The sequence below is a fragment of the Ruminococcus sp. RTP21359st1_H3_RTP21359_211015 genome (assembly GCF_040909065.1).
Taxonomy (GTDB): Bacteria; Bacillota; Clostridia; order Oscillospirales; family Ruminococcaceae; genus Hominimerdicola; species Hominimerdicola aceti.
This window is the reverse complement of record NZ_JBDGDD010000001.1, coordinates 164,286-185,904: the sequence shown is the minus strand read 5'-3', so window position 1 is coordinate 185,904 and position 21,619 is coordinate 164,286. Positions and strand designations below refer to the sequence as shown.

The 21,619-nt window shown below is 38.4% G+C and carries 11 protein-coding genes; 9 read left to right on the top strand and 2 right to left on the bottom strand.

All coding sequences use genetic code 11. The annotated features are described in order from the left end of the window. Window positions 1-6 precede the first annotated feature (6 nt). The 9 genes from AB5Z01_RS00790 to drmB all read left to right on the top strand — a co-directional run bounded on the left by AB5Z01_RS00790 (window position 7) and on the right by drmB (window position 17,903). Window positions 7-3,345, top strand: coding sequence for an ATP-binding protein (locus AB5Z01_RS00790; protein ID WP_287216194.1), 3,339 nt, complete (start codon window positions 7-9; stop codon window positions 3,343-3,345). Beyond that, window positions 3,345-4,235: an HNH endonuclease gene (locus AB5Z01_RS00785; RefSeq protein WP_287216195.1), complete on the top strand. Its 891-nt coding sequence runs from the start codon at window positions 3,345-3,347 to the stop codon at window positions 4,233-4,235. The genes AB5Z01_RS00790 and AB5Z01_RS00785 overlap by 1 nt, the downstream gene beginning before the upstream one ends. Then, window positions 4,235-4,666 carry a hypothetical protein gene (locus tag AB5Z01_RS00780; RefSeq protein WP_195221156.1) on the top strand — a complete coding sequence of 144 codons (432 nt, stop codon included), beginning with the start codon at window positions 4,235-4,237 and terminating at the stop codon, window positions 4,664-4,666. The genes AB5Z01_RS00785 and AB5Z01_RS00780 overlap by 1 nt, the downstream gene beginning before the upstream one ends. Before the next feature lie 240 nt (window positions 4,667-4,906). Then, on the top strand, window positions 4,907-7,729 hold the full coding sequence (locus AB5Z01_RS00775) for an HIRAN domain-containing protein (protein WP_195221157.1): 2,823 nt from the start codon (window positions 4,907-4,909) through the stop codon (window positions 7,727-7,729). Window positions 7,730-7,739: 10 nt separating this feature from the next. Next, window positions 7,740-9,185: a hypothetical protein gene (locus tag AB5Z01_RS00770; protein WP_195221158.1), complete on the top strand. Its 1,446-nt coding sequence runs from the start codon at window positions 7,740-7,742 to the stop codon at window positions 9,183-9,185. After that, on the top strand, window positions 9,185-10,624 hold the full coding sequence (locus AB5Z01_RS00765; protein ID WP_195221159.1) for an Hsp70 family protein: 1,440 nt from the start codon (window positions 9,185-9,187) through the stop codon (window positions 10,622-10,624). Before AB5Z01_RS00770 ends, AB5Z01_RS00765 begins: the two co-directional genes overlap by 1 nt. A gap of 4 nt (window positions 10,625-10,628) precedes the next feature. Continuing rightward, a complete protein-coding gene (locus tag AB5Z01_RS00760) occupies window positions 10,629-12,950 on the top strand; it encodes a UvrD-helicase domain-containing protein (RefSeq protein WP_287216197.1) in 2,322 nt (773 codons plus the stop codon). A gap of 4 nt (window positions 12,951-12,954) precedes the next feature. Further along, window positions 12,955-16,089, top strand: coding sequence for a helicase-related protein (locus AB5Z01_RS00755; RefSeq protein ID WP_287216198.1), 3,135 nt, complete (start codon window positions 12,955-12,957; stop codon window positions 16,087-16,089). Window positions 16,090-16,100: 11 nt separating this feature from the next. Beyond that, window positions 16,101-17,903, top strand: coding sequence for a DrmB family protein (gene drmB, locus AB5Z01_RS00750; protein ID WP_287216199.1), 1,803 nt, complete (start codon window positions 16,101-16,103; stop codon window positions 17,901-17,903). Between the two features lie 61 nt (window positions 17,904-17,964). Here drmB and AB5Z01_RS00745 read toward each other — a convergent pair whose 3' ends face one another. Both AB5Z01_RS00745 and cas13d read right to left on the bottom strand, forming a co-directional pair. Then, window positions 17,965-18,162: a hypothetical protein gene (locus AB5Z01_RS00745; protein WP_195221163.1), complete on the bottom strand. Its 198-nt coding sequence runs from the start codon at window positions 18,160-18,162 to the stop codon at window positions 17,965-17,967. Between the two features lie 120 nt (window positions 18,163-18,282). Continuing rightward, entirely contained in the window at window positions 18,283-21,048 is a 2,766-nt protein-coding gene (gene cas13d, locus AB5Z01_RS00740) for a type VI-D CRISPR-associated RNA-guided ribonuclease Cas13d (RefSeq protein WP_287216200.1), read from the bottom strand. Window positions 21,049-21,619 lie beyond the last annotated feature (571 nt).

Genomic DNA, 21,619 nt, shown 5'->3' with positions numbered 1-21,619 from the left:
AAACAATTGAAAGTACAACAGCAAAGAACAGAAACATCGGTCACAGCCCCCAGAAATAATACTATCACCGCACAGCCGCAAAACCTGAACATAGAAGTTTTGCAGGAAAATCTCGGTCACTGTCTAAGCATTATTGATGACGAGGTAATGAAAGGCTATGTCACAAAGCTAGATACCCTGCCTATAGTTAAGCTTGACGAAACGGCGCTTGAAAACCTTAATGCCATACATTTTTTCAGGATATCTGAGCTTGTATATCAGGAGGACGAGTTTTCTGTAGACAAGCTGTCTATGGTTTTTCACGCACTTTCAGGCAAACCATGCACACTTGTGCTTATGCTCAAAAGCGACGGAATAAAAACAGATTTTTACTTAGGTGCACGTCCTGATGATGACTATTCGGCAGGAACACTTTTTCAAATGCTAAAACAAAGTCTTATGGGCTTCTTTCCCGGAAGCCGCATAGAAGACTATTATGATGAAGATATGAAAAAGGATATTGACGCACTTGATGTCGGCTGTATCTCAAGTGTAACAAGCGTTGCCGATTATAAGCAGGAACAGGACAATATGACAAACAAAGAGTTCATACAGGGGCTTGAAAAGTTTGTATATGCCGTTCACGGCAAAGCATACACAGCAATGTTTATCGCAAACAACCTTTCCTATGATGAGCTTATGTTCCGCAAGAGAGAATACGAGCAGATATACACTCAGATATCTCCCTTTGCAAATATGCAGATGAGTTTTATGGTAACAGACGGCACAAGCACTTCCACAGGATCAAGTGAGGGAAAGACCACAAATCTGTCAAAAACCAAAACCAGCGGAACATCGACCACCACCACAAATTCTGTTACCGACACCAATGGAACGAGTGATACAGTTGGAACATCGGAAACAAAGACCGCTGGAGAAAGCGAATCAACTTCTGACGGCACAAGCCATACAAAAGGAAAAGCTGATACAGAGGTCACAACAAAAACAGTCGGAGCAAATGTAGGATTTGGTGGTAAGGATGGCGGCTTTTCAGCTGGTGCTAGCTATTCAGTATCCAAGAGTAAAGGTCACACCACATCTGTTTCAGACTCAGTTTCAAAAACACTTACCCATGGCTTCAATAATTCAACAAGCATAGGCACAAGCAAGACCCATGGAACAAACCAAAGCCAGAGTCTTTCAAAAAGCAGCGGCACAGGAACAAATGAAAGCAGTGCATATACATACGGCGAATCATTTAATTTGGTTGACACTCAGACCTTGACAGACTCTTTCGGAACGTCAAAAGGTGTTACGCTCAACACTCAGAACATGACGCTGACACTAATTTTGCAAAGATTGCAAAAGCAGCTTGAGCGTATTGAAGAATGCGAAAGCTTTGGTATGTGGAATTTTGCCGCATATTTTCTTGGCGAAACAGCCGCCAATACCTATAAATCAGTTATATCAGGAACCGACAGCGGTCTTGAAGCACAAGCGATAAATTCATGGCATAATGATGAAATGATACACGATATTCTCCCTTATCTACAGAACTTTCTTCACCCAAAATTCTCTTATTCAGGATTTAGCTATGACGGTGCAAGAAATATACCTGTAGACCCCTCAGCTCTTGTCAGCACTAATGAGCTTGCCATACATATGGGTCTGCCAAGACACTCTGTAATAGGTCTGCCTGTATCAGAACACGCAGCATTTGGGCAGGAAGTTGTAACAAGAAGAACAGATAAAAAGAACAACATCAATATAGGAAACGTATATAATTTTGGGCGTGAAACAGAAGCCGCTGTTGACCTTGACCTAAACAGTCTTTCAATGCACACCTTTGTTACAGGCTCAACAGGCTCAGGAAAATCAAATGCGGTCTATAATCTTCTGAATGAAGTAAGAAAGAAAGGTATCCCATTTCTTGTAGTCGAGCCTGCAAAGGGAGAATACAAAACAGTATTCAGCGACGTAAAATGCTTTGGCACTAACCCTCTCATGGGAGAACTGCTGAGAATAGATCCTTTCTCTTTCCCAAAAGGAATTCATGTTTTGGAACACATAGACAGAATAATAGAAATATTCAATGTTTGCTGGCCTATGTATGCCGCTATGCCCGCCGTATTGAAAGAATCCATAGAAAATGCCTATCGCACAGCAGGCTGGGACCTGGATATGTCTGTTAATGAAAAAATCGACGGTCTCTTTCCTACTTTTGACGACGTTCTGTCGGAACTTGAAAAAACGATCAAAAGCTCAGCCTATTCTTCTGATGCAAAAGGTGATTATATAGGCTCATTGTCAACTAGATTAAGATCACTGACGAATGGCATTAACGGCAGAATATTTGACAGTGATGAAATGGATCTGGCTGAGCTGTTTGACAAAAGTGCAATAATAGATATAAGCCGTGTCGGCTCAACTGAAACAAAATCACTTATTATGGGTCTGGTCGTAATGAAGCTTCAGGAATACAGAGCCACAAATTCAAATGGCATGAATTTGCCCCTCAGGCACATAACTGTGTTGGAGGAAGCACATAATCTGCTGAAAAAAACGTCAACCGAGCAGAGCGCAGAATCATCGAATATGGTCGGCAAATCTGTTGAAATGCTTACAAACGCTATTGCAGAGATAAGAACATACGGAGAGGGCTTTATCATAGTTGACCAAGCGCCTAACCTGCTTGACACTGCTGTAATAAGAAATACAAACACAAAGATCGTTCTTCGTCTGCCTGAAAGCAGCGACAGAGAAACTACTGGCGGTGCTATTGCTCTTGAGGATAAGCAATTCAATGAACTTTCAAAGCTGCCAACAGGTGTTGCCGCTGTTTATCAAAACGATTGGCAGGAAGCAGTTCTATGTAAAATGCCAAAGTATGAGCCATATTATTTCAGCCGCAGTAAGCAAAAGGCCAACCTGCCGACAATGACCAAAAAGAAAACTGAAATTGATGCTCTGCTTCATATTCTTATCAAACGTGATACTTCTCAGATAGACCAAGCAGAGCTTAAAGGCAGAGTAATGAGGTCAAATATATCCGCAAAGTCGAAAAAAGAGATACTGCTTAATTGGAACAGGCGCAATTTGGCATATGAATGGGCTGTTGCCGAATTGATAAAGAAAAACTATGACCTCTCAGACGTATTTAATGGCACGAATGAAATAGGCTGGGATAGGTTTTCACAGCTTAACGCTATTATGCGAGATAACCTGCAAAGCGAATTTGAGGGCTTTAGCAATGAAGAAATGTATACTGTAATGTATTATGTATGCAGAATAGAGCATAAGATCTATCCAAAAGAACCGATAATCGAAACTCTTAGAGTTAAATATCTAAAGGAGAGAGCATTCTGATGAACATAGAAGCACTTGATAAATTCGATAGAATGGAAACCAGCAAGCCCAAAGAAGCTGACAAGCCGTTTTTTGAGGATTCTGAGCCGCCTGATGATATGGTTTCTCCCATATTAGGCGGCATATCGAAATATGAACCAGAAAATTCACCATACTCTGAAATAAAAACTTCTGACATGCCGCACTGGTCTGATGAGCCGTTTTTTGAAGACTCTGAACCTCCAGAGGAAATGGATTCGCCAATACTCAGAGGGAATGAACTTAGCGATACTCCGTTCTATCCCGACTCTGATATGGAAGCGTCAGACGGTCCGCAATGGAACGATGATGCAATAGATATAGAAAGCCTGCTTGATGAAACTGATGAAACTGACGATCCTAACACAGCGGACGTTGACGATACCGACAAAATTTTAGGCTGTCCTATTGATGAACACGGCGGACACTGGGAAGGTGAAAGAGGAAATTCCAAATGGTTTCCAAATCTTGATGATATCCCTGGCAACCAAAAAACAAATCCTGAACAATTAACATGGAAAGAGATACTTGATAAATATGGCATTGACGGTATAACGTTCATAGACGGAGAACCTGATTTTTCTGAAATATCAAAGGGTACTGTAGAGATCGATAATTTCACAGATAACCGTTATGGCAAAGGCGGAAATTTTGATCAGGCTTGTGAAAAACTCGCACAACAGCGTGGCTGCACAAAGGAAGAAGTCAAGGCATGGATGAAAGAGAACAAGTACACATGGCATGAAAGATCAGATTGCAAGACCATGGATAAAGTGCCGACCGAAGTACATGGAAATGTACGGCATAACGGCGGAATTTCTCAAATAAAGAATTCACAGAATGAAATTGCGGATACCAAGGAGGTTTCATAATGAACGATATAATTTTTGGCGAATTGACCTATAATGGTGAGTGGACCAAAACAGAACATCTGAATCTATGGGGAAAAGATATTGATATCAAGATCATAGTTTCTGCATATGAAAATGAAAAGCCTAATATATCACAGCAAAATGCTTACCAAAAATTAATGACAAAATCCGATGAAATTTCGAAGGTCACTTTGGAAAAGCTCAAGGAATATATGCAGGAAAACAGCTATGATATTTGTGCATATGCCAACGTTGACAAAATTCCTGATGATGTATTTGAATTGGTCGCTGTTACTGAGATCCTATTCATGGAAAGCGGCTCATTCGGGATTATGTGCAATGCAAAATGGGACAGCCATGGCATAGCTATACTTTGCAAAGAAAATGATGTTGAAGTAGGGCCGCAGGATATTGTTTGGCTCGAAGAATAGTATATAAACAAAATAAATGGCCTGTTGATACAATGGGTCATTTATTTTGTTTACAGAAAACCGTGGAAAGCAAGTCCTATAAAAATAATCGTCATATATAAAAACAATAGATAAATTTTGTTAAAAGGAGAGTAGAAAAACAGTGAAATATATTGATTCTTTGTTAAGAATGTGGTAAAATATCCTTGTAAGCTTGTTACTGTAACATTTTTCATTGAAAGGTAAATAAAGATGAATAATATGGAGATACAACCAGAAGCTATTATAGAAATCGTCGGTACACAATATAACAATCGTGCCATTAATCACAAAGATCTAATGCTATCACAAAAGCTTGTTATGAAACATCAATTAGACAATCCACATGATCCTAATGCTGTCGTAATAACAACCAATACCGCAAAAGAATTAGGTCTACTACCAAAAGGGTATGCTTCACTTTATGCACCGGCAATAGACAGCCAAAAATATAGTTTTATTGTTGAAGTAATCAAAACAGAGTATGATCCCGAAAGACCAATACTTATTGTAAAAATTACGGCAGAACATATTGTCCGTAACGAACAAGAGGTTGAGAACAGCATTTTGAAATATATTCAGAATATTGCAAATGGTCACGCTCAAGAAAAAAACGAATACATAAAGTTTATCTATTCTAAGACAGTTGACTTTAACGAACTTGTTATCTGTTTGAACAAGGCACGCTTATATCAAAAGCTTTACAGCCTTTTGACCGATCTCAACAAAAATAATATAATTGAATGCCCACAAGCTGCATATACCCCATCTTCAAGAGACAAACTTCTGAAAGTCACATATGATCTTAAAACCGACATCGGTGATATCTTAAAGCAAATACAGAAAGAATACAATGAATCTCTCGATATAGATGATGATGATGAATACATCAGGATACAGAGTGAAATTCGTGAGAGGCGAAAAAAATTTCGTGCATATAGCGACTTTTTTATATCTTGCTATGAAGTGATCGATAAATTCGCATATTCAGAACTGACAAACACTAATGCTGTGGCTGATGTGCAGGAAAATGAATTATCTGATACAGTTATAGTTTCAGATAATACCACCAAAACATCGGATATATCGAAAAATGAAGCTGTCAAAGAATCCTCTGTTTTCACTGAACAGGAATTTTTGACGTGGCTCATGACCGACAGTAAAGTTTCTGAATTGACCGCAAGGCAATTCATCTCAGACATTCACAGCATTGAAAAACTTTATCAAACGCTTTTTGGCGATAGAAAAAAACTGCTTGGCACTTCTTCGGCTGAAAATGCTAAAGTGATGATAGAATCACTTATCGTAAGAGAAGAATATATTGATGCCAACGATAGACGGCATAATAATTTTAATATAGCTTTAAATATGTTTGCTAAATTTGCAGATATAACTGTTGAAAGCTTAAAATCTTCAATTGAAAATAAAGATACAAAGTTGTCTGAACACACAGAAAAATATATCGTAAAAACAGTGGACTTTAATGATCCAAATAGTTGTACTTATTGTAAGCCTTGTGCTTTCAGGATCAATAAGCAGTCATTTTCTGCAGGAAGCTGGCTCGATTTATATAAAAAATATTTGATCCTTCTCCACACAAATAGTAATTATACGAAACAGCTTAATAATTTGATTGGCAGATCATTATATGGCAATAGTATAGACTTTGCAGATAAAAATCATAAACACGAGCTACGCAGGGCTCTTGAAGTATCATATGATTTCTATGCAGAGGGAAATTTGTCTGCCGCTGATATTATCAGGCACATAAAATGCTTAATGGATATATGCTCTATATCTTATGATCGTATGGTAATAGAGTACATTACTAACGATAAAACAGGTGATGTAACAGTTAAGAACGGCATTTCATCAAATCATGAGCAAGCAGAAGTTCTTACAGCATCAAAACAAACATCAGCTGAAAACCCCATTGATATACCAATGGAAAATGACAATATACAAAATGGTAACGATATTTCTGGCACAAATGGCAACGAAACAGATACATCCGACTTTATCGAATTTGTTCCCGATACAACAAAAAAATTCGTATTAAAAAATGCGGTCATAGAAATACTATCCAGTGACGCTACAGATATAGCAGAATACAAAAATCATAAAAATGGTATAAACACCAAAAGCTTTCGTGATATTCTAAAAAAATATTACGATAAAAATGTGAACCTTTTTGAACTGTCAAGGCTTCTGATGTTAGATAAAACTTTTAAACCTGCAGGAAAAGGATATTATGTGCTGAATCCAGAACAACTTTCTCAAGGGAAAACTGCCAGTGAGACAAAGATCGTAACAGCAACAAATGAAAATGTTGTGCAGAAAAGTACAGACAAAGTAAAAGATAACTCCCCTGTTATGCTTGATGATGAGCCGCCCGAGGACAAAGCTGAAAACAGCGAGAGCAATATAAGCACCGACACGATTTTAGAACTGATGAAAGAAAATTGTGACAAACCTCAGTATGAAGATGGATTTGGTACTTATGAAATAAAAACGCTTCTTGCCAATAAGGGTATCGTTGATATTTCAGAGGATACCATAGAAAGCTTGATGTCAGAATGTCCGAAGCTGAAAGAAATAGAAGACGGCTATTATGTGCTTACCGACAGCGAAAACGATACTGTGGATAACAAGCCAGATAGTCTGCTTACGCAGGAAACACCTTTGACAGCGGCCGAAAGTCCTGTGCCGCAGGAAAGCATACCGACCGCAAATGGTCATATTGTTCTTGACATTAACGGCAAAACCACAGAAGCATATGACTACTCTGACGCACTTAAGAAGGTCTGTGAATTTGCAATAAATCATGAGCCTTTCAAAATGGCTCGTATCGCAGGTCAAGGTATACAGCTGCGTGACCAAAACGTGTTTTATCGTAAAGCCGTTCCTGTGTATGGTTACAATAGGCTGTCAAATGATCTGCAAGTCATGAATATTGACAACACCGCAGAATTGCAAACTATCACAAATGAAATAAAAGATTATTGTCAGTTGGACGATGATGTGGTCAAAATTATTAGCAAGTGAGGATTGTTAAATGGATAATGCTACAAAAATAAAAGATGAGTTGGACGTTCTCTGTACTGAATACAAAAATAACAAATCGCAACTAAGTGTAGAGAAAACAAAAAGAGTGTCAAATCTGCTGATTGAACTCACTTACTGCAAAGACAGTGACATTTCTGATGTTGCGTTCCAGCTCTCACGATTTTCAGCAGATGTTGCAAAAATGTACTTTGAAAGTATAACTATCATCCGAAAAGCACCAATCGAATTGATCGACGAGATTTTAAAGGCTCTTATATCTACAATTAAAGATCCTAGCAGAACACAATTTTATGTAAATAAATTTGTGTACGCTGTTATTGTAATAACGAAAAACTATACAGACAAAGCTATTGAATCTAATGAGTTGCCTTTCATTGTTGCATTCGTTGCAGATTTTGCACTGAGATCTCCTGCCAACAAAAAGAAAATGATTAAGCTTGTGAACAATACAAGCGGCAAAATATATTTGCTTGATTATTCAAAAACCGATAAATCCCAAATAGAAAGCATATGGAAAATCACAAATAATATTTATTCTGAATTAGAGAGTAACATAATAAAGGCTTTGATTGGAGATTGGGCCGCAAAATACGGTTTCAATACAACTAAAAAAAGTGAAAAGCCACAGGTAAAAGAGAATGTTACAAGCCAAAACAGCGAACATTCACCGCAGGAGGATAAACAAGCTCCAGTTTCAACAGCAAAGCCAATTGCGCCAGACAGCTCTTCTCAAAAATCTTTGCCACAAGAGAAAAAGACGCAAAGCATTGAGGCTGTCAAAACAACAAATGACGATAAGATATCTAAGTCTGAAAATGCAAAAGTGCTTCCAGCTATGAATAACGTTACCACATCAGATAAGGTGGAGAACAAACAGGATAACGTTGCAGAGGTAATGGCAAAGAAACTTTATAACAGCATACGCAGAGATATGACTAATGAGAAGAATGCTCTTGTCTCTGCATTTGCGGATATGCTGACGCCTGTCAGCAAAGCTTTTGAGTCAGTTCAGGGTGAGATAAGCAAGAGCCGTGTGCTAGGTGCTGAAAACGTGGTGCTAAAGCGCCAAACAGAAGAGCTGAAACAACAGTTAGCTGAAACAAGATCACAACTGCAATCAGCAAATCAATCGCTGATTGCTGAAAAAGAGAACAACAAAGAGCTAAAGAACCAGATCACCGACCTTGAAAACAAAAAATCAGATCTCGACCAAAAGCTTAACGAAGCCTATACTATCAACAGCCGTGAATCTTCACTTGAAGCTGAAAAGGTGCGCTCAGAGCTGAAAAAGGCATTTGCCTTTCTGTATGAAGACTGGCTTGAATATGAATTTTCTGATGTGAGCGAAGAAAATTACGAATCGTTGCAGGCAATAATAAAAAAGACTTTCCGTGCGCTTGAAAGAAACGGCATAGATTTTAAGGGAGAAAAATAATGAAAAATGGATCTTATTTTGGAATCGATTTTGGAACAACCAACACATCGGTATATTTGTATAATTATGAGCATGGCAAGGGAGCTATCGGCACCGGCTATGGAACAAACGGAAGAGACATCACCCCATTCAGTTCTTGCATAGCAATATCCAGAAACAAAGATAATGATTTTAAATTTGGACGTGAGGTCAAAGAAAAAATAAACGAATATGCAGATGACTACAAGATAGTAACTTCATTCAAATCACTGCTGGGAACTGACGAAGAGATAGTTGTAAACGGAGTAAGATATACAGGTCAAAAGCTTGCTGTTCTGTTTTTGAATTATGTAAAAGAAACTGTTAACGCTATAAGGCCTGACTTTGATGAAGCTGTATTTTCAATACCTGTTGATTTTTCAGCAAGAGCAAGAACAGAATTGCTTGAGGCTGCCAAGTGCATTGGCATAAAGGTAAAAGGGTTTGTGAGTGAGTCATCAGCCGCCTATATCTCTAAAATAAATGATATCAAAGCCTTTTCAAAGGTCATGGTGATCGACTTTGGCGGAGGTACGCTTGACCTGAGCATATTAAATCTCAAGGACAAAAAAGTATACGAAGACGCTGTTTACGGCATAAAGTTCGGCGGCGATGATATCGACAAGGAGCTTGCTTTAAGATTGCTGCCTAAAATTTATCCTGGCGTTGAATTTGATGAGCTTGATTCCCCAAAAAAAGATAAGCTCATGAACGAAGTCGAACGTATGAAGATAGAATTTACCGAGTATGACGATTATACCATGACTTTGGGCGAAGGCTCAAGACCTGTTGACATTGATTATGATACATTCTCCAATATCATAACTCCACTTATTACTGATAATATTTTTGACGCTATCGGAAATGTCATGAAAATAGCTAACGTTAGTGCTGATAATATTGATGCGGTCATACTCGCAGGAGGCTCGAGCAATCTGCGACCTTTTGCAGATATTATCCTTTCCATGTTTGGCGAAGAAAAAATAATATTCGATGACGAGAACAACAGATATCAATGGATAGTTGCCAAAGGCGCTGCAATAACCTCAGCGGCAGAGTGCGATTTCAGACTTGGCGATGATATCTGCATATTACTTAGCGACAATGAAAAGTATCCTGTACTGAAAAAAGATGAAAATAAAGTGGGAGATAAAGTAGAAAACTTGTCTTTCTCTTTGACCACCGACTCTTATGACGCACATTTCATCTTCACCGATTCTACAGGCAAAACACGTTATGCTACTATTCTTGCCAACGCTAAAGGATATGTCAACGAGAACTTTGATATGTCAGTTGAAATAGGCAAAGATCAGATAGCAAGGGTCGTTATCAAGAATAAAGATATGGGAACAGGTTATCAGGTAAAAAGCGAGATAAATAAGCTAAGGTTTTATTATGACCTAAAGGATATCGAGGGATAGTATCATGACAGAGTCTAATATAAACATCACTTCAAATGTATATATCAGAAAAGATCTTGACATAACAAAAGACAGAGAATATACGAAAAAAATAACAGGAGTAAAGCGCCTTACTGATATAAGAAATCGCTACATTGGGACTGAAAATATCCCACTTAACGATGCTCAGAGAAAAATAATGGAGGGCAATCAGACCTGTTCATATGCTAAAAGCGGCGAAATGTCATTTGGACCTGTCATGGTAAATGGCAAGCTTGAATGGGTAAACAGGTGTGAATATACAAAGTGTAAAGGTTTTGGCGGATGCAAACCACTACATATCCAACGTACACCCGTACCTGAGGAACAAACTGAGGATATAGAAAGTCTGCAAGAATTTATGAAAAAGCTTGGTATCGTAAAGAAAGACGATATTATATCAGTTAAAATAGACAGAAATGTTGCAAAGCTTAAAGAAAGTCCCAAGAAATTCATAGCACCACGAGAAAATTCTGTCAAAGAAATAAAAGAGTCTATCAGCAAATATACCGAGATAACCGAGCCAAGCTGTATAATAAATGCACCATTGGAAACTCACATCATTTTAAATTCTGGACCTGGAACAGGAAAAACGTATACGATAATCCAAAGACTTATGTATATTCTAAAAAACGACCTCTGCCCTGCCGAAGATATATATATACTTTGCTATACCCGTTCGGCAAAAAAGGTTATTGAAACTAAACTTGAACAAGCTATTGCTGATGATATAATTCCGCCTGCCGCTAAAAATATATGTATTTTGACATTTGATTCATATGCAACATATTTTCTTATGGAAATGAAAGAACAAGGCGTTATCAAAGAAAACTTTGATAAATATGACTATAACGAACGTATAAAGCTGTTTAACAAATACATATCAAAAGAAGATTTTGAAGATATCAGCTACTTTGTGGTCGACGAGATACAAGACCTTGTAAATGAACGTGCTGAAATGGTATTAAAAATACTTAGCAATTTAAAATGCGGATATCTGCTCGCCGGAGACCGCTGTCAGTCGATATATGATTATGAGGCTGATAAAGATGCAACTATTGATTCTGTGGAATTTTATAAGAGAGCTGAATCACTGTTTCCCAAGGATATGCGTCGATATGAGATAACTGTAAACCGCAGACAGACAGCCGAACTTGCCAAAGAAGCGGCCAAAATGCGTCAAGTGTTGTTAAATGACAGCTTTGTCAAGCAGAATGAATACGCAAAAAACGTGTCTTTAAAATACTTAGGCAAAACAAAGATCGAAACGTACATAAAAGCGCTTGATCATGCGCCCACAGTTTCCACTGCGATACTTTGCCGCAATAATGGTGAAGCTGAATATATAAGCAGCCTTTTATGCAAAAAAGGTATACCGCATAATTTAAACAGAGGTGTCAACAATACGGCTTCTCTTCCAAGATGGATAGCCGACGTTTTCTGGGATCATTGCTTTGAAAATATCAGCAAAAGCGACTTCATAGAAAGATTCAAATTCAGATGTTCTTGTGATATCGATCCTGAGATATTATGGAAACACCTTTGCAAATTGACCAACACAAAGGATGACACCATAATAAATGTGTCCAAGCTGACCACTGCGCTTACAGTTTCAAATAATATACCCAACGATTTTTATGGAAAACCACCTATGCTTACCGTTTCAACGATACATAGAGCAAAAGGCAGCGAGTTTGATAAAGTAATTCTTATTGAATCAGCCATTGACACATCTTCAAAAGGCGCCGAAGAAGCAAGAATACAGTATGTTGCACTTACACGTCCTAAAATGCAATTTGAGACAATGAGTAAAACCACAAGATATTTTATGCGAATTATGTCTGGACGTGTGATTGAAACAGGACTTCATAACATTTATAAAACGCTCAACAGATATTGTAAATGTATCGCTGTTGGTCTTACAGGAGATATTGACGTTAATTCATTCGTATCAGGTAATTTTGATTCCATACTTGATCTACAGCAGTATATTATAGAAAACGTGAAGCTTTATGATGAACTCTCAGCAAAACGTTCTCCTGTTACAGGGCGTTATGAGATATGCCACAAAGGTCGCTGCATTGGAAGCCTTTCTAAGGAAATGATTGCTGAGATCGACTTAGGAGTAAGATCCACTGACTACAAATACAATCTTCCCAAAGAATTGGAAAACTTATATGTCAGCGGAATCACAACAGAAATATTAAAACAATTTAATACAAATGTTCCCATAGAATATCAAAAGTCCAAGATCTGCTTTGGAATACAGATAACCGGACTTGCTAGACTTATATTTGAAAAGAAGTGATGAAATGACTTTCTATTCTGAATTTTATAATGTTATAGATGATATTACAGATCATCTTAAAAAAGACTTTATAGGTCCGATAGACGAAAACGAAATACTGGAAATGGAAGACCCCTTGAGCCGTTATTCACTAGGAATACTCTATGCTCAGCCAACAAACAAAAATTCCGAAAATATTGATGAAAGCATCTCTGCAGAGGAAATATTTGAGGATGAATTGGAAAATGACGAAAAGAGCCAGAGTTTCAGCGTATTCAAACCATCCACAATGGGTATCTCTTTCGTTTGCGCGTCAAATGATGAGATCAGTATTTCATTTAATTATGCCGTTTATAATCATTCTGAAAAAGCTATAGCAAATAATGACAAAGAAGTAAAGCGACACTATTATTCAAGAGAAGCAAGACGCTTTACAACTAGAGTCAAAGTACCTGAGCATATATGCAACACAATCATTTCCAATAAAGAAAACACTGATATAACCATGTTCCTCCATGTAAGAAAAATAAACGATGATAACAGTGAACTGCTCACAGTGTCCGTAATAAACAAAAACAAAGTGGGAAACGAATTTCAGGCAAGCAATACAAAAGCTTTATTTCAGTGTCAGCTATCCATAGAAAGTCAAACAGGGTTTATGCCTTTATACAGAAGAAACACTCACAGGTCTTTGGAAGAAGAAAAAAACGATATGCTCTATGACTCTGTAAAAAATTACTCTTATGGTCATGGCTGTTCTTCCGCATATTCGCAAAATGGAGAAATGATATATGAAGTAAGGAGCGAGTTCATTCCTCAATATAGAATGCTTCAAATGATGCCTAAGCTGCTAAATAATTCAAAATATTTGTTTATGAAATATTGGGAAAACGCAGATAAGGACACAGCTTGCAACCAATTTGAGGCTTTTATCAAACAATATGAAAAATGGTATACAAGTCTAAAAAGCAACAACGAATTGATATCCAGATTTCCAAATGCAACTGAAAATTCATTTAAGAATATAGAAAAATGCGTTTCAAGGCTTTATAAGGGCGTAGCTGTGCTGAGAAATAATGATAACGCTTGGGATTCCTTTTTGTATATGAATGAAGCAATGCTTATTCAGCGTATAAAAACCAAACACTGCTCTGCCGACGCTGTCAGTTGGTATCCTTTTCAAATGGCATATATACTCCAGATAATACCCGATATCGTTGATGACAAGTCTCCTGATCGAGACAACGTAGATCTTTTATGGTTTCCAACAGGCGGCGGTAAAACAGAAGCTTATTTGGGATTATCAGCATTTGCAATATTCTTTCGCAGGATCAATGGCGCAACGCAGGATATAAACGGCGTAACTATAATAATGAGATACACCCTGCGGTTGCTTACTCTCCAGCAATTTGAAAGAGCAACTGCGCTTATTTGCGCCTGCGAACATATACGAAAGAAATATAAGATACCAGGCAACGAGATATCTATCGGTTTGTGGATAGGCTCAGGAATGACCCCTAACCATATAAAAGACGCTTCTGAAACGCTAAAGAAAATTCGTGAAAATGCCGCTGCAACAATATATGAAGCTAACCCTATGCAGATAACAAAATGTCCATGGTGCGGCGCAGAGATAAATGTCAATGGTTACAATATCGTTGATAATACCATGAACATATCCTGCTGCAATAATCATGATTGTGAATTTCACTATCATTTGCCTATATATGTTGTAGATGACGACATATACAAAATAGCGCCAACGTTCATTCTTAGCACAGTGGATAAATTCGCCAGACTAACATGGGAAGAGAAATCAGGAAATCTTCTTGGAGCAAACGGCTGCAAACCGCCTGAACTTATCATACAAGATGAGCTTCACCTTATATCAGGACCGCTTGGCTCAATAGCAGGTCTATATGAAATGGCTATAGAAGATATCTGTAAACATTATGGAAAAACGTCTAAGATAATAGCGTCTACTGCCACTGTAAAAAATGCAGACGATCAGATCAGAATACTCTACAACAGGAAAATGACGCAGTTCCCACCTAACGGATTAAGTCACACTGATTCTTTTTTTGCAATTGAAGCAGATCAGGACAAAAGGCCTGCAAGAACTTACGTCGGTCTTTGCTCTATCGGCTCAGGCACTTCAGAATTACTGATAAAAATATTTGCATTGCTCACCTTTTTAAAACATATTTACAAGCTTAAAGGTCTGCCGCCAGACGTTGTTGACCAAATTTATACGCAAATAGGTTATTTCAATACGCTCAAAGAACTCGGCTCTAATTCGATAATTATTTCTGACCGTATCTCAGCTGAGATAAAATATCTTGCATCATATAAATTCAAAAAGGAAGCTGAAAGCGTTGGATTAAAGGTAAACGGAAAAGATGCCCATATACCTTCGTATAAAAAGAACGACGAACTTACTAGCCGAAACTCTGCGAAAGAGATACAAACTGTGCTGGAAAGGCTATCTCACAAATACACCGATCCAGATTGTTATGATTATGTAATGGCTTCAAATATGCTTTCAGTGGGAATAGATATCGACCGACTAGGCATAATGTGCGTGTATGGCCAGCCCAAATCAAACTCTGAATATATACAAGCAACAAGCCGTGTGGGAAGAACTAATCCTGGTCTTGTCATATCGCTTTATAATAATATGCGTTCCAGAGATAAATCTTACTATGAACAGTATAATTATTATCACCGCACCTTTTATAAGTACGTCGAAGCAACAAGCGTCACATCATACTCTCCTCGTGCTATAGAAAAAGCCCTGCACTGTGCTATGATGACAATTATACGCCATACCATTCCAAAATATAATCCAAATGAGGGTGCTCGTAAATTTGTCAGGGATGATAAAGATATAGAGCAGATAAAACGAATCATGCTTGAACGTGTCGAAAGTATCGAGTCCAGAATAAGAGATTATGCAGAAGAATGGCTCGATTATTACCTTGATTGTTGGTCCACTCTGACAGAGCGGCTTCCAAATAAATTAGTTTTTACCGATTATCATAATGAAGATATTGCTTTGTTCAGAAGCGCAGATAATCAAAACGGCTCAGATATTCCTACCATACTTAATTCTGTACGAAATGTTGAGCCAAACGCAAATATTTATTTTACCAAAAGATAGGGGGCAATTAAATGCCTAAACCAAATTTCAGAAAAAAAGTCAAAGACGAAAACAATGGCATATCAACATATTCAGACAAAAAGATCTCCGTTGGAGATATAAGAAAAACTCAGCTTATCACTACATATGGTGTTGGCGCTATAGTTGACTTTAAGAACGATACTGTTGTTATCGCTTCTACAGACGATTGGGACTATTCCCCTAATGACGCTTATGAGGTAGAAAATCGAAAAATATTCAATGAAAATCTTTCTGTAATAACAGGCGCAGAATACTTTCTCATGCCACGAACAACTCAAAGCACCAATAGCTTTTCACAAAGCAAAGATATTCCATCTTACATATTTCCAGAAAAACTTCATTGTTCTAACTGCGGCAACATCTATGATTTTCGGGAACTAGATATAAAAGAGCGTCACAAATGTCCTAAGTGCAAAAGCACCCTCAATGCGTCAAGATTTGTTGTCGTTTGTCCGCATGGTCACATGGACGATTTCCCTTACGATTGGTGGGTACATAATGGTAAACCCTGCCCGTCTGGAGTAAAATCGCCAAGAATAAAAATGACTAACATCAATAATCGAACCGATATTGACAGCCTGCGACTTGAATGTACCGAATGCGGTGCTTCCAGAAGTATGGTGCAAGTATTTTCCGAAAATGCACTATCAGATTTTCAATGCACTTGTAAACACCCACATTTTAAAGACCCTCTGGCAAAAGCGTCATATGGCTGCCATGATAAAATGCGTGTAAGATTGCGTTCAGGCTCAGGCGTTTATTTCCCGTTAACAAAATCGGCACTGCTTATACCGCCATGGAGCAAGAAAGTGGTAAACGCCATACAAAAGGATTATGAAATACTAAGCGCACTTGACGAAAGCAAACTAGCATCGGTAATGCGCAATAAGCTTAACGATCCTGAACTAAGTGATGATGAAATAATACGCTCGTGGAACGCTGTAAAAATATCTATGGAACAAAAGCGTGAACGCACCGAATTATCTGTATATGAAGACGAGTATGCGATCTTGTCTAAAGGCGACAATGATAGCGAGGGTAATTTCTCATCATATCCCTCTGCTGTTCCGCAAAAATATCAGGAGTATTTTAATAGGCTTACAGTGGTCGACAGGCTGACCGTTACTCTGGCTTTTACGGGATTTACAAGAATAATCCGTAATGAAAGCAATATCGTTCCAATTTCACAATATCCAAAGAAATGGCTGCCGGCGGTCGAATTAACCGGCGAAGGAATTTTCATCGAATTTAACAAAGACAAGGTCGACCATTGGAGAAAGGCTCATTCTTCACGCTATAAAAAAATGAAAAACGCAATGGAAAGCAATAATTTTGTTTTTAACGCTTTCTCTGAAACCTACGTCATGCTCCATACTTTTGCCCACTTGTTTATTCGTGAGATATCCAATATCTGCGGATACAGCACCGCTTCCATAAAGGAAAAGATATATAGCGAGATAGATGAAAAGAACGATAATGTAAAAATGTGCGGAGTATTGATCTATGTTTCATCACCTGACAGCGACAGCAGCCTTGGCGGACTCATAAGCATAGCCGACGATAAAGATGTTTTTGAAAACATTTTGGATAGTATGCTTGAGCATGCAAGCTGGTGCAGCGGCGACCCACTGTGTATATCCTCAACAAAACAAGGCTATAAAAATCTAAACTATGCGGCTTGCCATGATTGCACCCTATTGCCGGAAACATCTTGCGAACGTTTTAATTGTTTTCTTGACAGAGCCTCTATAGTTGGCTTACCGGACAACCCGACCCTGGGATTTTTCATTTAGCCACAAAAACAGGACCTTACCACATCGGTAAGGCCCTTTTTTATCACATCACCTATGTTTCCTAATCACGGGTAAAAAGCCCCTCAAATTGCTCAACATTCAGCTTCTTAAGGAGCTTCATCAGCTTTTTGGCTTCTTCTTTTGTGATATGAGTTGTTACATCTTTAGATATCTCGCCGTCTTTATCCAACAGCTTTATGCTGCTGCTAAGCGTTTGCAGATATCCGCACCACATTGCATACAGCGCTCTGATTTTCACTTGTCCAACTTCTTCTTTCCAAAAAAAACAAATCAAACAGAATATCCACCTCGTCTTTTACAGGAATGAATATCACCGCCGCCTCTTGTCCCCCAAGAGAACGGCGGTATCTACACCACGCTACTTTTCAGTAAGATATTCATTTCTGTCAAACAACTGCTCAATTGAAAGATTTTTAAACCTCGGAATGTTGTATCCAAACGGCGAGTTGAGAGCCTTTACAAAGTCTTTCGTATAGCCGTGATTTTTTAAAAGATCGTCCTCATACTTTATTTTCTCTTCTTGCTTTGTGTCATCTTCCCTTTTCGTGATACAGCGCTGCATAACATAATGATAAATGGAGAAGTAAGAATCCACTGTACGAATATCTCCTATGTATTTTTTCAGTTCACGAACTACAGTAAGATGAGCAATACAGTTGCGGTATTTTCTTGTCATGCTGCTGTCTGCATTATTGATATCAACTTCAACGCACTTGCGCAGCCGCTTGTTCTTTTTCAAAAACAAATTCGGCGACTCATCACGATCATCACAAAGTTCACAAAGCGTCTGTGAAAGTATCCTGTAGTCATTTTTCAAGTTCTTTGAAGCCAACTCAGGAATTATCTCCTTATACAGCCCAAAATCACGTTCAAGGCAGTGTATCGCAATAACATACCTTGCATTGACATTCACAAGATTTTTCACCAGCAGATACATGACCGTAAGATAAAGCCCGATAACAGCCTTTGCCCTCTCCTTAGCCACGTTTTCTCTGCCCTTTGCCTGCTGTTTCACATTTTTGAAATCATCAAAGCTGATGTTCTTTATCATTCTCGCAAGCTCACTGCGCTTTGCTTCCAAAGAACTGTTCATGTCAGGAAATTCCACACAACTCTTGTAATAACGCTCTATCTGCGTGTCAGGGATACCCCCAAGAACAAACATGACAACTTTCTCATTCTTAGCCACTTCTCTTATCTTCTGAGCGTTCGCATACTTGATAAGGTATACAAACCGAGAGGACTCGATAACATTGTTTGTTATAAAATTTCTCAGACCATGTATGCCCTTGCCTTTTTCTTTAAGTTTTAAAATCTCGCTTATCCTATCGTCCGTGATCTTGTCGTCTATACCGAGTATAGTCAGTGCGTCACGGAACATCGTAAGCTTCGCCGAAGCCGCAGGCTTTCTCATGGAAGCAATGTTCTTTACGATAAAAAGCTCGTTGGTTATCCTCTGGCTGTCATTGAACAGCTTGTAGCCCGCCGTAAGCTCACACTCAACATCAACAGCAGAGCTTTTCATTATCTTCAAAAACTCCTTGATGTTATCAAACTTGCTGATAAGCGTTGTAAGAAGGTCGTTTATCTCCTTGCCGTCAAGAAAATATGTAAGCATATATATCATTTTGGAGAAATACAAAAGGTCAGACGCATTCTTCTTTTCACTGTCAAGAATTTTCTCATCAAAATCCATGTCAGCCTTGCCAAGCTCCTTGATAACGTCACCGTTCATGTGGTCGGCGATATTTTCAAAATCATTCCTAAATTTGCCCCAAAGCTTTGCTGCTTCATCAGCATATATCCCCTCTTTTTCATCATCGGTCATTGAAAAACGCAGTTTACGCACAAGAGCTTCGCCTGCGACAACGTCATTTCTGTAGTAGTTGCAGAAAAGCAGAAAATCCATAAGCTTGTACATCTTTGAGCGCACAGAGTCATATTGCTTGTCCTTAAATCTGAAGCCGTATTCGTCCAGCATTTTCTCACGAAGCTTTTTGATAGAAAAACCGAGATTTTTCTGAGATTTAAGCACAATGAAATCATAATAAAGGCGTATGATATCATCAGCCTCATAGCCTTTCATCATATCAATAAGCAAGCTGATATTGACCTTGTTACCCTGGATAAAGTCCTTGTTTATGGACTTTAAACGTTCCTCAACAAGATAGTCAAGAGTGTCTCTGTATTCGGGATAAATATTGTTAATAAAACTGTAAAGGTCAAATCTTTTTGCACCCGATTTATCATGAAAAACACACTGTCTTATCTGTCCCACAATTGCAAGCATATGATAAACACGCTTTTTGTATGCTTCCGAAGCTCTTGTATCCTTTGTCTTTGGCTCTTCAAGGCCGAAATAGCCAAGACGCTTAGTTTTCAGCAGGGCATTGAATTTGCTAAGACTTTTTCTGATATTCTCTTTCTTATCGTCGGATAAAGTGCTGCCATTAGGATTAGTAAAAACTTTATAAGTGTTAAATGTGGAAAGATACCCCATGAAATCGTAATTGCTCTCATCGCCTTCCCCAAGCATATTGTTCAGGGCATAAACGATATTCGTTACATACACCGCAAGTATCTTTTCAATATCCAGAATGTTGTAAATAAGCTGGATATGTATATTGTCATCAAAAGTCTTGCCGAAAAAGCGCTTTTCAAGCTCTGATTTAAGCCCCAGCATATCCCCTCTTACAGGCGAGCTTTCACCGCTTCTGTGAGTAGGGTTTGAAGTGTTTATTTCCACTCCGCTCTCAAAGCCATGCTTGCTTGAGAAAGTGATGTTTACTTTGGTTACACCACAAAGCTCGATATTGCTGTTGTCCTTTGAAGAAAGCTGAGTTTGGTTGTAGTCATTATTATCCACCTCATATTCAAGCACAGCAGAATTGCCCTTGCCGAAAGAGGTTATGTACATTTTATTTTCGCTGACAAGAATAGACTTCATTCCTGCCGCCTTTACGGAGGATTTTTTCTTCTCTGCCGCAGGTGCAATGACCTCTGCAGCATGCATGGCAGCGATCGCAGGAACAGCGTTATTATTTATCTCAGCCGCTTTGAGCTGTCTGGCTTTTTTCTGAGCCTCACGCCGCTCTCTAGGCTTCATTTTATTCTTTTTTGCCATAAACATCACTCCTTATATTAGTTATCCCTTAGCGCATTGAGCGTTAAGGGATTTTTTTATTTGTTGATTTCGATGTTAAACTTTGCCAGTTAGTGCAAATTCGCACCAGTACAGTAGAGGACGTAAATTTTGATGCAGAGGACTTCAGTTTTAGACTAGTGCAAATTCGCACCAGTGTAGTAGTCGAGGGGTGTAAGAATATAAAAGAAATATTGTTTTAGACTAGTGCAAAATTGCACCTGTGTAGTAGTGTAACAGATGAAGAGGTAGAGGAATCCATGTTTTAGACTAGTGCAAATTTGCACCAGTGTAGTAGGTCAAAGTTGACAAAATAATCAATGATATTCTGTAATAAAACACCAAACTTATTTTATCGACGCTTTAATGTATATATATTATACCATTTTCAGACACAAATGTCAATAGAAAGTGGCTATTTTATATAAAGCATTTTCATCACCTCCCGTCTGTTGTTATTTCATCTCATTCCCCAATCTCCTTGACAGCTGCGATAGCGCAGTCAAGTACAGCTACAATGATAGCCGTAAGGATCGTCTTTCCCATTTTTATC